We start from the raw sequence: 13,607 nt of genomic DNA, 5'->3' as shown, positions 1-13,607 counted from the left end.
GCGGGTGGGGCGGGTTCTGCTTGGCAACCCGGTTGTGGCTGCTTCCGGTTGTTTCGGTTTCGGGGCCGAATACGGGGAGGTCTACGACATCTCCCGGCTTGGGGCCATCTGCACCAAGGGCCTCACCCTCCGGCCACGGGCAGGGAACCCGCCGCCCCGGCTGTGGGAGACGCCCTGCGGGCTCCTCAACTCCATCGGCCTCGAGAACCCCGGGGTGGAGGCGTTCCTCCGGGAGGAGCTCCCCCGGCTCAAGCGAACCGGGGCGGTGGTGATCGCCAACGTGTGGGGGGCGTCCCCTGAGGAGTACGAACAGGTGGTGCAGGCCCTGGCCTCGTCCGCGGTGGACGCGATCGAGCTCAACCTGTCCTGCCCCAACGTGCCGGGGAAGGGGATGCCGGGACGGGACGCGGCGGCCACCGCCGAGGTCGTGGGTCGGGCCCGCGCCGCTGCCCGTGGGAAGCCCCTGTGGGCGAAGCTCCCCCCCGAGGCGCCGGCGGGGCTGGTGGCCGTGGCCCAAGCGGCCCAAGAAGCCGGGGCGGAGGCGGTGTGCGCGGCCAACTCGTTCCCCGCCCTTGCGGTGGACATCCGAACCGGGAGGCCCGTGTTCGCGAACGTGGTCGCGGGGATGAGCGGCCCGGCGATCAAGCCCCTCGCCCTGCGGATCGTGTACGAGCTTTCCCGGGAGGTGGACATCCCGGTGGTGGGGATCGGGGGGATCACGACCTGGGAGGACGCGGTGGAGTTCATCATGGCCGGTGCCCACGCCGTCCAGATCGGAACGGCGAACTTCATCGACCCCTATGCCGGGCCGCGGATCGTCGAGGGGCTACGGGCGTTCATGGAGGGGCGTGGGCTCGGAAGTTGGGAGGAGATCCGTGGGTGCGCTCACCGGTGACCAGGTGTTAGGGCTGCTTCGGGAGGCCGGGGCCCTGCTCGAGGGCCACTTCCTCCTCTCCTCGGGACTGCATTCCCCGCGGTACATCCAGTGTGCGCGATTGTTGCAGCACCCGGCGCTCGCGGAGCGGGCCTGCCGGGCGCTCGCGGAAAAGGTCCGGGCGCTGGGCGCGGTGGACGCGGTGGTGGGGCCGGCGTTGGGGGGGATCATCGTGGCGTACGAGCTGGCGCGGGCGCTGGGCGTGCGGGGCCTCTTCACCGAACGGGAACAAGGGAGAATGACGTTGCGGCGGGGATTCCAGATCGCGCCCGGGGAACGGGTGCTCATCGCCGAGGACGTGGTGACCACCGGCCGCTCTTCGCTGGAGGTGGCCGCGGTGGCGAGCGCCTGCGGTGGGAACGTGGTCGGGGTGGCCTGTCTCGTGGACCGCCGCGCCCAGGACGACCTCACCCTTCCCCTCGTCTCCCTGGTCAAGATGGCCATCGAAACCCATCCGCCGGAGGCCTGCCCCTTGTGTCGGCGCGGCCTTCCCCTCGTCAAGCCCGGCAGCCGGGACGTGGGCGGAGAGTCCCCCGAGATGGAGGCCCCTCGGTGGCCCCCGCGTCCGGGCGTTCCCAGAACTGCGGGTAGGCCGCCATGAGCTTGGCCCGGAGATCTCCGAACACAGCGGGGGCAACCGGATAAAGCTCCTCCAGCATGCGTCTTGCGACCTCGCGGATCTCCCACTGCGCCTTGGGGCTGATGCGCAAGGAGAAGATGTGCAACGCCTCCCGGAAGTTGAAGCTCATGATGAGCTCCGTGGTCGTGGCCGCCGGGAGCACAAACCTGCTGTCCTCCTTGGGTATCCCGAGGGCCCGGAGCTCCTTGTACGCCCGGCGTGCTTGTTCCAAGAACGCCGTGTACACCCGTGATGCCTCCGCATGGGCGGCGATCGAAGGGGGCACCACGAACCGGGCGTTCTCCTCGCTTGTGTACCGTTGGCTTCTCTGTGAGAACGAAGCAAGCCTGTGCCGGACCAGTTGGTGGCTTGTGGCGCGGCTGATCCCGCCGATGTAGAACGAGGCGGTGGCGTGTTCGATCAAGGAGAGGTGCCCTTCCCGCACCCGGGCGCCGACGAACCTCGCGGTATCGCAGGTAAGGCTCCCGTAGCAGAGCCGCCCCGCGCGTTCCAGGAGTTGTTCCGGGCCAGCCCCATTCAGGTAGTGGGTAAGAGCGATCAGCTTGACTTCCATGCCCTCTTCCTCCCGTGAGGGGTGAAGCGCCTCCCGCCTCAGTCCGCACGCCTTGTATAATAGCGGCATGCCGGACCAGAGGCCAACTTGGGATGAGTACTTCATCCAGCTCTCCCGCCTCGTGTCCAGCCGGTCCACGTGTTTGCGCCGCAGGGTGGGGGCGGTGTTGATCAAGGATAAGCACATCATCTCCACCGGGTACAACGGGGCGCCGCGTGGCCTTCCCCACTGCCTGGAGCTGGGGTGCCTGCGGGAGGAGAACAGGGTCAAAAGCGGTGAGCGCCACGAGCTGTGCCGGGCCACCCACGCCGAGGCCAATGCCATCGTTCAAGCGGCGCTGCATGGGGTATCCACGGCCGGGGCCACCCTGTACTGCACCACTGCCCCGTGCGCGATCTGCGCCAAGATGCTGATCAACGCCGGTGTGGCCCGGATCGTCTACGAGGAGGGCTATCCCGACGCTTTGGGGATGGAGATGTTGCGAAGCGCCGGTGTGGCCGTGGAGTCTTTAACCTCGCCGGTGCGGGGATGACGGAATCGGAAGCCGTGTCCTTCCTTGGACGGTCGGCGTCGCTTCTGCCTTTCCGGGGGCCCCCGGGGCTCCCGACACGGGTATAATGGTCGTGTGATCCTACAAGGAGGTGGTGGTGTGAGGAAGGCTTTGTTGATCGCGCTTGTGGGTTTGGTGGCGCTCGGGGCGACGGGGCTCGCCCAGGCGCTCGGGACCAAGGACAACCCGATCATCTGGGTGTTCCCGCCCTCGACCCGCGCCGAGGTCATCGAGGCCACGGCGAAGCAGATCGCCGAGGCAATCGGCAAGGCGACCGGCCTGTACATCATCCCGAGGGTGATGCCGGACTACGCCGCCCTCGTGGAGGCGTTCAAGGCGGCGGAGGGGAACGTGATGGGGACCCCCACCACGGACCAGTACGCCCGGATCTCCGTGGAGACGAACTTCGGGGCCCACGCCCGCCTGGCGGCGGTGCGCCGGGGGTACTCGTTCTACTTCGCCAGCATCTACGTCCCGCGCGACAAGGGCTACACCTCGGTCCAGGACCTGAACGGCAAGATCTGGATCTACAACGACGAGGGGTCCACCTCGGGGTACGTGTTCCCCAAGAGGTTCTTCGAGGAGAACGGGGTCGTGGTGGGTGGCGTCGTCAAGTCCGGCGGCCACACGAACTCCATGATCGCCCTCCTCAAGGGCCAGGGGGACTTCTGCACCGGGTACGGGTCCCCGCCGGAGCCGCCCGCGGGCTATGAGGGCCCGAAGTGGGACTACGGGATGGACCCGGAGATGTGGATCTGGGACCGGGAGAACAACGACCTGTACCCGCCCGAGCTGCAGGGCAACTGCGTGGACCTGAGGCTCGCTGCGTCCAAGGTGGAGGGGATGGGGACCCTGGAGGAGATCATCCGCAAGATCGGGGTCCTGGCCACGATCGGGCCGCTCCCCAACGACTGCATCGCCTTCTCCGCTGGGTTCCCGACTCGCGTGGAGAACGCGATCGTCGCGGCGATCATCGCCCACATCCGCTCCCCGGAGGGCAACGTGCTGTGGAGCAACCCCAACTTCTACGAGTGGACCGACGTCGAGCTCATTGACGACTCGTACTACGACACGTACCGGGCCCTCGTCGGGCTCCCCAACCCGCCGCGGGAGTAAGGTCCCCGGACCATGGCGACGAACCGTGGGGGAGGGATGACCTCCCCCACGGTGTTGTCCCGTTCCCATGGGCACCCCCTACCTCGCCGTTGAGCATCTGACCAAGGTCTACGAGCGGGGCCAGGTCCTCGCCCTGCGCGACCTTTCCTTCACCGTGGACAAGGGCGAGTTCCTGGTGGTGATCGGCCTTTCCGGCTCGGGAAAGTCCACGCTCCTGCGCTGCATCAACCGCCTCATCGAGCCCACCAAAGGCAGGATCTGGCTCGATGGGACGGAGGTCACGCGCCTGGCCCCGGCCCGGATGCGGCGCGTCCGGCGCCAAGTGGGGATGATCTTCCAGCAGTTCAACCTCGTGGACCGCTCCACCGCGATCGGCAACGTCCTCACGGGGCGGCTGGGGTACCTGCCCGGGTGGCGGGCCCTCCTCGGCTGGTTCCCCAAGGCCGACCGGGAGAAGGCCCTCGCCAACCTGGAGCGGGTCGGGTTGCGGGACAAGGCGTACGTGCGGGTGGACCAGCTCTCCGGAGGGCAGAGGCAGCGGGTGGGGATCGCCCGGGCCCTGATGCAGGGCCCCCAGCTCCTCCTCGCCGACGAGCCGGTGAGCGCCCTCGACCCGGCCACCTCCCACTCCGTGATGCAGTACCTGGAGCAGATGAACCGGGAGGACGGGGTCACGGTGCTCGCCAGCCTCCACTTCCTGTCCCTGGCCCGCCGCTACGGCACCCGGATCATCGCCCTCAAGGACGGCCAGCTCGTGTTCGACGGGCCGCCCGGGGCCATCGACAACGCGAAGTTCAAGGAGATCTACGGCGAGGACGCCGAGGAAGTCGAGGTGCGGTGACCGCCAAGCCGGGTGAGGTGGGAGCTCCGCGGGGCCGGGCGGTGCCCCCGGCGCGGCGGGGCCTCTCGTTCCTCCTGGACTGGGCCGTGTGGGGGTACGTGGCGTACTGCGTCATGTACCTCCTCAACTACTACTGGTACACGGTGCACGTCGACTGGTGGGGCACGCTCACCCTGCCCCCGTGGGGCTGGCCGGTGGTGATTGTGGCCACGCTTGAGCTCGCGGTGTGGACCCGGTCGCTGGGGCGGAGCGTGGGGCAGCGGGCGATCGGGGTGGCCCTGGTCCGCCCGGACGGGGGCCGGATCGGCCTCGGGGCCCGGGTGGCGCGGGCCGCGCTGTGGCACCTGTCCGTCCTCGCCTCCCCGGTGTGGCTCCTCCGGGGGGAGGCGCCCCTCCACGACCGGCTGGGCCTGGCCCCGCAGCCCACACTCCCGGACCCGGAGCGCCCCGGCCGCCGGGCCCTCCTCACCCAGTGGGGCGTGGTGTCCCTCATCCTCGGCCTCCTCACCCTGTGGGTGGGATGGCTCATCGTGGGGATCAACGTGCAGGTCTTGGTGCGACGTGCCTCCCAGGCCGGCCGGATCTGGCGGGACATGCTCCGGCCGGACTTCCGGTACTTCACGGCCCCGGACCCCGTGTTCGAGCTGCGGGCCCTGCGCTACTCGATCCTGGACCTGACCGTGGTCACGGTGTTCATGGCCCTTGTGGCCACGGTCCTCGGCGCGGCCGTGGCGTTCCCCCTGTCGTTCTTGGGGGCGCGGAACGTGATGGGGTTCAGCCCCGTGGGGTGGGCCACCTACGGGGTGGTCCGTGGGTTCTTCAACATCTTCCGGTCCATCGAGACGATCATCTGGGCGTCCATTTTTGCGATCTGGGTCGGGTACGGGACGGTGCTGGCGGGGATCCTGGCCCTCACCGTGCACACCGTGGCCGCGCTGGGGAAGCTGTACTCCGAGCAGGTGGAGGGGGTGTCCCCCGGGCCGCTGGAGGCGGTGTGGGCCGCCGGCGGCAGCCGGGTCCAGGTGGTGCGCCACGCCGTGATCCCCCAGGTCCTCCCCAGCTTCTGGGCGTTCACCCTCTACCGGTGGGACATCAACGTGCGCATGTCCACGGTGATCGCCCTCGTGGGCGGGGGCGGGATCGGGGACATGCTGTTCTACTACAAGAACCAGGGTGACTGGCCCAAGGTGGGGGCGGTGGTGATGGTCATCGTGGCCGTGGTGTGGGCGATGGACTACATCTCCGGTCGGCTCCGGGAGCGGATCGCATGACGGGCTACCCGGATGGGTTCGTGTCCCCCCAGCCGGCGTGGGCGACGCGGCGGGGGCTCACCGACGCCGTGGGCCGCCGGGCCGAGGCCGCCTGGAGGCACCTCTCCGTGTTCCTCCTGGACGCCGCGGGGCTGGCGACGCTGTGGATCCTCGTCACCTACGCCTACGCCTGGTACGTGCTGGGGACCACGGCGTACGCCCTCGTCCCGTGGTGGGTGTTCGGGGTGGGGGTGGGCGCGGGCGTGTGGGAAGGGTTCGGCCGATCGTGGGGCCAGAAGGCCCTGGGTCGGCAGCTCCGCCCCCAGGCGGGGGAGGCGACCCTGGACAAGCGTTTCCTCTACGTTCTCCTCTGGCACCTCGTCGGCCTGACAGGGGTCGGGTTCCTGTTCTCCCCCCCGCTCCACGAGCGGCTGTCGGGCCTGGCCCTGGAGCGGGAGCGGCCATCGGGGGCCCCCGTCCCCTGGTACCGCACCTCGGCCGGGCTGTTCGTGGCCGCGCTCCTCGCCGTCACCCTCCTCGCCGGGCTCGGGGTGACCCTGACGTGGGACTCCCTCCGGCGCCTGTTCACCCAGGCCGGCCAGGCCGTGGACTTCTGGTACGCGTTGGTCCGGCCCGACACGTCGATCCTCCTCGACGCCGGCCGGGACATGATCGTCACCGTGTTCATGGCCGTGCTGGCGACCGTGTTCGCGGTCGTGGTGGCGGTCCCGCTCTCGTTCCTCGCCGCCCGCAACCTCATGCGGGGGCCCATTGGGCGCCCGATCTACACCGTCATCCGCGGGGCGATGAGCATCGCCCGGTCCATCGAACCCGTGATCTGGGCGATCATCTTCCTCGTGTGGGTCACCGCGCTGCGGTCCCCGTTCGCGGGGATCCTCGCCCTGTGGGTGCACTCCATCGCGGACCTCGTGAAGCTCTACGCCGAGCGCCTGGAGGCGATCGACCAGGGGCCGATCGAGGCCGTCACCGCCACCGGGGCCGGGCCCCTGTCCGTGCTGCGGTACGCGGTCGTGCCCCAGATCGTGAACCCCTACATCAGCTTCACCCTGTACCGGTGGGACATCAACATCCGCATGGCGACCGTGGTGGGCCTGGTGGGGGGCGGGGGGATCGGCCAGCGCCTCATCAACTACATCTGGGGCGTGCAGTACCGCCAGGCGGGGATGGTGATGATCCTCATCGTGGTCCTCGTGTGGGCGATCGACTACCTCTCCGCTCGCCTGCGGGCCAAGCTCGCGTGAGGGACAGCCTCAAGTCCCGGACGGCACACCGCCGTTATACAACCGTGTGTTACACAGGCCTGTATAATCGGTCCGTGGACAACCCGTTTCGCTACAGCGGGGTGGTGACCGGGGAGCGGTTTGTGGACCGCCGCGGGGAGATCCAAGCCCTCCACGACGCGTTCCGGAGCGGGGAGCACGTGTTCCTGTACTCCCCGCGGCGGTACGGGAAGACCTCCCTGGTTCGGGAGGCGTTTCGGCGCCTGCCCACCGGCGAGCGGTCGGTGTACCTTGACGTTTCCCGCGCGCTGTCGCTTCAGGATTTCGTCGAGCTTCTGCTCGCGGCGGTGGTGGAGGGGACGGCGTCCCCTCTGGAGCGGGTGCGGCGGTGGGGGCGCACCTTCCTCTCGCGTCTCCAACCCCGGCTCGTCCTCGACTCGGCAGGCCGGGTCCAAGTGGAGCTCGGCTATGCGCCGCGTCTGGCCGAGCCGGCGACCCTGGCCGAGGCGTTGGACCTGCCCCAGCGGGTGGGAGAGGAGCTCGGGGTGCGCTTGGCGGTGGCGTTCGACGAGTTCCCGGCGGTGATGGAGCTGGGCGGAGAGGGACTTGTGCGGGCGCTGCGGGCCGCGTTTCAGGGGCACGACCGGGTGAGCTACGTGTTCGCCGGGAGCCAGACCGCGATGATGGAGGAGCTGTTTGCGGCCGAACGATCCCCGTTCTTCCGCCTCGGCCGGCCGCTCCGCCTGGGCAAGATCCCGCGGCAGGACTTCGTCGCGTTCATCGTCGACGGCTTTCGCCAAGGGGAGATGGACATCTCCCCCCATGTAGCGGCCGAGCTGTGCCGGCAGGTGGACGACCACCCCTATTTTGTGCAGACCGTGGCCCACGAGCTGTGGGACCAGGGGCGGGGCCGAGGCGGGCCGATCAGGGACGCGGACCTCGCCCAAGCCCTGGCCTCCGTGGTGGGCTGGCACGACGCCTACTACCGGCGCCTGTGGGAGCGGCTGACGCTCCACCAGCGCCGGTGCCTGCTGGCCCTGGTGGAACTCGGCCCGGGAGCGTCCCCCTTCGCCGCGGACACGGTGGCCCGCTTCCGGCTGAAGAGCCCATCCCACGTCCAGCGCGCGCTGGAGGCCCTCCGGCGGGAGGGCCTCGTGGAGAGGAGGAACGGCGACTGGACGTTGGCCGACCCGCTCTTCCCCCACTGGGCGGCGCAGGCAGGGCTGGTGACCGGGCAGCCCGGTGTGGAGTAGGATCCGGGGCGATGCGGGCGGTGGACCTGATCGAGAAGAAGCGGGACGGGGGGGAGCTCTCCCCGGAGGAGATCCGCTGGCTCGTGAGGGGGTACGTGGCGGGGGGGGTCCCCGACTACCAGATGGCGGCGTTCCTCATGGCCGTGTACTTCCGGGGGATGAGCGAGGAGGAGACGGTGGCCCTCACCGCCGCCATGGCCGAAAGCGGGGAGCGGATTGACCTGTCCGGCGTCCCGGGGGTCAAGGCCGACAAGCACTCCACGGGCGGGGTGGGGGACACGGTGACCCTCGTCCTCGTCCCCCTGCTGGCCGCGGCGGGGCTCGTGGTGGCCAAGCTCTCCGGGCGGGCGCTGGGGCACACGGGGGGGACGATCGACAAGCTCGAGGCGATCCCCGGGTTCCGCACCGAGCTTTCCTCGGAGGAGATCCGCGCCCAGGCGGCGCGGATCGGGGCGGTGGTTGCCGACCACACCGCGGACGTGGTCCCCGCCGACCGGATGCTCTACGAGCTCCGGGACGTGACCGGGACCGTGCCCTCCCTGCCCTTGATCGCCAGTTCGGTCCTGTCCAAGAAGCTCGCCGGGGGGGCGGACGCGATCGTGCTGGACGTGAAGTGCGGCGACGGGGCGTTCATGCGCACGGAGGAGGACGCCCGGCGGCTTGCGGAGACGCTCGTGCGGGTGGGGAATAGGCTTGGGAAGAAGTTCGCCGCCCTGATCACGGCGATGGACGAGCCTTTGGGCCGGGCCGCGGGGAACGCCCTGGAGGTCAAGCAGGCGATCGAGGTCCTGCGGGGCGGGGGCCCGGCGGACCTGCGGGAGGTGACCCTCGCCCTGGGGGCGGAGCTCCTGGTGCTGGCTGGGGAGGCCGAGGATCCCGAGGCGGCGCAGGCGCGGCTGGCCGGGCTGATCGCGGCCGGGAGGGCGTGGGCGAAGTTCCGGGAGCTCGTGGCTGCCCAAGGGGGGGACGTGGGGGCGGTCGAGGACCCCGCGCGGCTGCCCAGGGCCCGGGAGGTGGTGGAGGTCCGGGCCCCGGCCTCCGGGTACGTGACGGGCCTCCGCGCCCACCCGATCGGCCTCGCGTGCGGGCTCCTCGGGGCGGGGCGGGAGGTGAAGGGCCAGGCCGTGGACCCGGGGGCGGGGGTGGAGCTCCTGGCCAAGGTGGGGGACGAGGTGCGGGCCGGGGACGCCCTGGCCCGGCTCCACGTGGGCCGACCGGACCGGGCCCGGGAGGCGGCGGCCCTCGTGGCCGCGGCGTACACGATCGGGCCCGCAAGGCCCGCCCCCCGCCCCCTCGTCCTCGCCCGGATCCGGTGAGCCCGTCGGGGATAAACCCCGACGCTACGTTTCCCATTCCGTAGCGGCGCAGCTTGTCCCCGACGCCATCTGTCCCATACAATCCGGGCAAAGGAGGTGTTCCATGGCCTACGTCACGAAGAAAGAGCTCATCGACAAGGTGAAGCCGCTTCTCTCCGAGGTCGCGCACGTGCGCGAGGAGCTGGAGTCAGCCCTGGAGCGGATCTCCGACCTCCTGGAGAAGATCGAGGATGCGGTGGAGGAGGCGGAGGACAAGGACTGACGTTTTGTCCACATCCCATGCCTGCGTCGGGCAAGCCCCGGCGCTTTTTGTTTCCCGCGCGTGCGGCTTATCATGGTTTATCCGTGAGGGCGAAGGAGGTCACGATGGCACGGTGGCTGGTGCTGGGCATGGTTGCGGTGTGGGGGTGGGCAGCGCTTGCGCAGCCGACCACAGCGGAGAACGTAGGGGACAAGCTCCTCTCGTTCATCCAATCGGCGGCCGAGCTCCTGGGGGGTGCCCTCGTCCGCCTCGTCAACCTGATCCTGCCCGCCGGGCGTGAGGTGGGCGCGGATCTCGGCGTCCCCCTGGGCTATCTCGGCTTGCTCACCGGCATTCTCCTCCTGTTCGGCATCGTGGAGGCGGCGCGCAAGGTGATCTGGATCCTGGTCGGGGTGGGGTGGGTGCTGATGGTGGTGCGGATCGTGCTCGACGCCCTGCGGGTGACCGGCTAACCGAGGCCCTGGCGGATCATGTTGGCCGCGGTGTACAGGAGCAGGAGCGCGAACAGGCGCCTGAGCCAGACCGCGGGCATGCGCGTGGAGAGCGCGGGGCCGAACTGGGTTCCGACGACGATCCCCGCGACGAGGGGCAGGGCCAGGTCCCAGTGGGTGTGCCCGGCCAGCGCGTGCTGGACAGTGGCCAGGGCCGCGGACGGGATCATCACGAACAGGCTCGTGGCCACCGCCGGGACGATGTCCAGGCCGAGCAGGGTCAGGGCCGGGACCATGATCACCCCGCCCCCGATGCCAAAGAGACCGCTCGCCGTCCCCGCGAGCAGGCCCACGGCCAGGACGGCCACCGCTCCCACCGCCGTTCGCCCCCGGCCGGAGAACAGGTCCTTGGGCTGGCGGCCGAGGAGCAGCACCCCTGCCGGGTAGAGGAGGAACAACCCGAACGCCATCGCCAACCACCCCGAGGCCAGCCACTGGCTCGCGTACGCCCCCAGCCAGCCGCCGGCCATCGCCCCGGGGATGATCGCCAGGCCCACCTTCCAGTTCGTCACCTGTTTCCGGCGGTAGGCGGCCGTGCTCGACAGCCCAGTCACCATCACCGCGGCGATGCTTGTCCCCACCGCCTCCTGGGACGTCGGGACGAGCCCGGCGAGGAGAAGCAGGGGCACCATGAACAGCCCCCCGCCGATCCCCAGCATCGAGGCCACTCCGCCCACACCGCAACCAGCCAGCGCTAACAAGAGGTAGACCATGGCGAGTATTCTATCCCATGCCATTTGCGTTTTATCATATCCGCCTGCGCCCACAGGATGGGACAAATGTCCCGCCGACGGGAATTGACTTTTACGTTGACGGGACCTATGCTCCGCCCGGTCGTTCCAACTGGGACGGCGACGAGGAGGTGGTGGAGCGTGCTGCTTCAGGAAAAGGAGAGGAAGTCCCCGAAGCCCAAGCAGCCGGGGAAGCCCAAGTAGGCCGGTGAGCCAAGCCCGCCTTGTCCCGGAGCGGGGACAAGGCGAATGCGAGGTGAACTATGCCGAGTGGCAACTGCCCGGTTTGTGATGCGGACATCCGTCTGGGAAAGGCGGATGCGGTTTACGGCAAGCGCATAACTTGTCCGGAGTGTGGGGCGATCCTCGAGGTCATCGAAGAAGACCCCCTCGAACTCGAGGAGGTCGGATACGACCAAAGGGATGACCTCTACTGAAGCGCATGCGGGGGCGGGGCAACCCGCCCCCATGTTTTTTTAGGGTTTCGTCCCCTGCGGGCTGTCCGGAGAGGGGAAGGGGCACTGCGCGGCCACGGGGCAGTCCGGGCAGCGGGGGCGTTTCCGACACCGTTCCTTCCCGTGGCGGACGAAGAGGGCGTGGTATTCGCCGTACAGCCCGGGGTCCAGGGGCAGGTGATCGGTGAACAGGCGGGCGACCTCGGGGTAGGGGGCATGTTCTTGGGGGAGGAACCCCAGGCGGTGGAGGATGCGGCGGGTGTAGGCGTCCACCACGAACACGGGGCGGCCGGCGGCGTAGAGGAGGATGGAGTCGGCCGTCTCCGGGCCGATCCCGGGCACGGCGAGGAGTGAAGCGCGCAGCTCCGCGGTGGGGAGGCGGAGGACGGATGGGAGCCCACCGGTTCCCTCGATCCAGGCGACCAACCCGGCGAGGCGGCGGGCCTTTTGGCGGAAGAACCCGGCCGGGCGGAGGAGGGCGGCGAGTTCGTCTGGGGGGAGGCTGGCCATTGCTTGTGGGGACAGGGCGCCGGCGGCCTTGAGGTTGGTGAGGGCCTGTTCCACGTTGCGCCATGACGTGGCCTGGGTGAGGACCGCCCCTACCACGACCTCGAACGGACCCTCCCCCGGCCACCATCCCTGCGGGCCGTAGGCGGCGAGGAGGGTCTGGTAGAGCTCAAGCAGGCGATCGCGCGTCCTGTCCGCCATGCCGGGATTGTCCCCGGTGCGGGCGCGGTCGCCACCCGACCGGGCACTGTTTCCAAAGGTGTAGCGTCGCCGTTTATGGGCGACGTTGCCGTTGGTCATCCCCGCTTCCCGTGGGTTAGGATGATCCCAGGATGGCCGAGCTGGGGATTGCGTTGGGCGGTGGGGGGGCGCGGGGGTTCGCCCATGCCGGGGTGCTCATGGAGCTCCTTGAGGCCGGCCTTGAGCCGGGCGTCGTGGCCGGGACGAGCATGGGGGCGGTGGTGGGGGCGATGTACGCGGTGGGGCAAGATCTCGCCCGGCTGGCGCGGGTCCTCGAGCACCTCGACCTGTACCAGATCTTCGGCGTGCCCGACTCCTACCGGCGGGTGCTGGAGCAGGCGGTGGCCGAAGCCCTATGGGAGCGGATTCGAGGCCGGCCGTGGCAGGCAGAGGCCTCGCCGCGGCTCACGCGGATGCTCGAGTTCCTGCGCCTCCTGTGCAAGGGTGAGCGGTTCGAGGACCTTCCGGTCCCGTTCGTGGCCGTGGCCGCGGATCTTGCCACCGGGGAGGAGGTCCGGATCGACCGGGGTCCGGTGTACCTGGGGGTGGCGGCGAGCGCCGCCCTGCCCGGGGTGTTTGGCCCGGTGCGGTGGCGGGGGCGGTACCTGATCGATGGGGGCGTGGTGAACAACCTACCGGTGGACGTGGTGGCCGACTTCGGGGCGGAGGTGGTGTTGGCGGTGGACGTGTCCGCCCCGCTCGGGGAGGTCCCGCGGACGCTGGTGGACATGGCGCTCCGGGCGTACGACATCACTGCCCAGGAGCTGCGGGATGTGAAGCTGGCCCGGGTCCGGGAGCGGCTGGGGGAGCGGCTGGTGGTGATCCATCCTGATGTGGACCCGATCGGCGTCCTCGACTTCAACCGGCTCCCCGAGGCGGTGGAGGCCGGCCGGATCGCGGCCCGGGCCGCGTTGCCGTTCCTGTGATGCTGCGGCCGCGACGCGGCGTGGTTCTGCCCTCGACGGTCTCCCAGGTCTCGTAGCGTCGGGGTTCATCCCCGACGCCGTCCGTCCCCGGCGATCTCGCGTCGGACACGGGGTCCGGCGCTACGGAACCACGCGCGTTCGTCGCACACAAGGTGCGACGCTACGGAACCTCTTCCCAAGAGAACGGGGCGGGTCTGAGCCCGCCCCGCAACGATCGGCCATTTTGCGCTCCCTTACGGTGTTGGCACAGTGACGGTCCCGTAGGTTGTGGAGAGCCCTCCGCACCCGCAGGCGACGCACG

Annotated in this window: 16 protein-coding genes; 13 read left to right on the top strand and 3 right to left on the bottom strand. The window is 69.8% G+C overall.

From position 1 onward, the window contains the following. Nucleotides 1–4: 4 nt before the first annotated feature. Nucleotides 5–895: a dihydroorotate dehydrogenase gene (locus NUV94_06025; GenBank protein ID MCR4392319.1), complete on the top strand. Its 891-nt coding sequence runs from the start codon at nucleotides 5–7 to the stop codon at nucleotides 893–895. Then, complete coding sequence (pyrE, locus tag NUV94_06020) at nucleotides 876–1,535, top strand: orotate phosphoribosyltransferase (protein ID MCR4392318.1); 660 nt, start codon at nucleotides 876–878, stop codon at nucleotides 1,533–1,535. Before NUV94_06025 ends, pyrE begins: the two co-directional genes overlap by 20 nt. On the opposite strand, the gene thyX is transcribed toward pyrE, so the two are convergent. Continuing rightward, complete coding sequence (thyX, locus tag NUV94_06015; GenBank protein MCR4392317.1) at nucleotides 1,432–2,127, bottom strand: FAD-dependent thymidylate synthase; 696 nt, start codon at nucleotides 2,125–2,127, stop codon at nucleotides 1,432–1,434. The two genes, pyrE and thyX, sit on opposite strands and share 104 nt — an antisense overlap. Before the next feature lie 67 nt (nucleotides 2,128–2,194). On the opposite strand from thyX, the gene NUV94_06010 reads away from it, so the two are divergent. From NUV94_06010 to NUV94_05970, 9 genes are all read left to right on the top strand, one after another. Then, nucleotides 2,195–2,659, top strand: coding sequence for a cytidine/deoxycytidylate deaminase family protein (locus NUV94_06010; GenBank protein ID MCR4392316.1), 465 nt, complete (start codon nucleotides 2,195–2,197; stop codon nucleotides 2,657–2,659). A gap of 117 nt (nucleotides 2,660–2,776) precedes the next feature. Continuing rightward, nucleotides 2,777–3,793, top strand: a complete 1,017-nt coding sequence (locus NUV94_06005; protein MCR4392315.1) for a PhnD/SsuA/transferrin family substrate-binding protein — start codon at nucleotides 2,777–2,779, stop codon at nucleotides 3,791–3,793. Nucleotides 3,794–3,860: 67 nt separating this feature from the next. Continuing rightward, nucleotides 3,861–4,634, top strand: a complete 774-nt coding sequence (phnC, locus tag NUV94_06000; GenBank protein ID MCR4392314.1) for a phosphonate ABC transporter ATP-binding protein — start codon at nucleotides 3,861–3,863, stop codon at nucleotides 4,632–4,634. A 17-nt stretch (nucleotides 4,635–4,651) separates the two neighbouring features. Then, complete coding sequence (phnE, locus tag NUV94_05995; GenBank protein MCR4392313.1) at nucleotides 4,652–5,905, top strand: phosphonate ABC transporter, permease protein PhnE; 1,254 nt, start codon at nucleotides 4,652–4,654, stop codon at nucleotides 5,903–5,905. Further along, the gene (gene phnE, locus NUV94_05990; GenBank protein ID MCR4392312.1) at nucleotides 5,902–7,146 is read left to right on the top strand and encodes a phosphonate ABC transporter, permease protein PhnE; all 1,245 of its coding nucleotides are present in this window, start codon (nucleotides 5,902–5,904) and stop codon (nucleotides 7,144–7,146) included. Before phnE (NUV94_05995) ends, phnE (NUV94_05990) begins: the two co-directional genes overlap by 4 nt. A gap of 74 nt (nucleotides 7,147–7,220) precedes the next feature. Then, entirely contained in the window at nucleotides 7,221–8,378 is a 1,158-nt protein-coding gene (locus NUV94_05985) for a hypothetical protein (protein MCR4392311.1), read from the top strand. 11 nt (nucleotides 8,379–8,389) lie between these two features. Beyond that, on the top strand, nucleotides 8,390–9,694 hold the full coding sequence (locus tag NUV94_05980) for a thymidine phosphorylase (GenBank protein MCR4392310.1): 1,305 nt from the start codon (nucleotides 8,390–8,392) through the stop codon (nucleotides 9,692–9,694). Nucleotides 9,695–9,797: 103 nt separating this feature from the next. Beyond that, nucleotides 9,798–9,956 carry a hypothetical protein gene (locus NUV94_05975; GenBank protein MCR4392309.1) on the top strand — a complete coding sequence of 53 codons (159 nt, stop codon included), beginning with the start codon at nucleotides 9,798–9,800 and terminating at the stop codon, nucleotides 9,954–9,956. Between the two features lie 104 nt (nucleotides 9,957–10,060). Next, nucleotides 10,061–10,408 carry a hypothetical protein gene (locus NUV94_05970; GenBank protein ID MCR4392308.1) on the top strand — a complete coding sequence of 116 codons (348 nt, stop codon included), beginning with the start codon at nucleotides 10,061–10,063 and terminating at the stop codon, nucleotides 10,406–10,408. On the opposite strand, the gene NUV94_05965 is transcribed toward NUV94_05970, so the two are convergent. Next, on the bottom strand, nucleotides 10,405–11,160 hold the full coding sequence (locus NUV94_05965) for a sulfite exporter TauE/SafE family protein (protein MCR4392307.1): 756 nt from the start codon (nucleotides 11,158–11,160) through the stop codon (nucleotides 10,405–10,407). The two genes, NUV94_05970 and NUV94_05965, sit on opposite strands and share 4 nt — an antisense overlap. Before the next feature lie 281 nt (nucleotides 11,161–11,441). Between NUV94_05965 and NUV94_05960 the strand changes: the two genes are divergently transcribed. Next, a complete protein-coding gene (locus NUV94_05960) occupies nucleotides 11,442–11,615 on the top strand; it encodes a lysine biosynthesis protein LysW (protein ID MCR4392306.1) in 174 nt (57 codons plus the stop codon). A 39-nt stretch (nucleotides 11,616–11,654) separates the two neighbouring features. On the opposite strand, the gene NUV94_05955 is transcribed toward NUV94_05960, so the two are convergent. Beyond that, on the bottom strand, nucleotides 11,655–12,341 hold the full coding sequence (locus tag NUV94_05955; protein ID MCR4392305.1) for an endonuclease III domain-containing protein: 687 nt from the start codon (nucleotides 12,339–12,341) through the stop codon (nucleotides 11,655–11,657). Nucleotides 12,342–12,472: 131 nt separating this feature from the next. On the opposite strand from NUV94_05955, the gene NUV94_05950 reads away from it, so the two are divergent. Next, nucleotides 12,473–13,306, top strand: coding sequence for a patatin-like phospholipase family protein (locus tag NUV94_05950; GenBank protein MCR4392304.1), 834 nt, complete (start codon nucleotides 12,473–12,475; stop codon nucleotides 13,304–13,306). Nucleotides 13,307–13,607 lie beyond the last annotated feature (301 nt).

The organism is Candidatus Acetothermia bacterium, assembly GCA_024653305.1.
GTDB lineage: Bacteria > Bipolaricaulota > Bipolaricaulia > Bipolaricaulales > Bipolaricaulaceae > JACIWI01.
The sequence above is the reverse complement of the archived record's forward strand: the minus strand, read 5'-3'. Positions and strand labels throughout refer to the sequence as shown.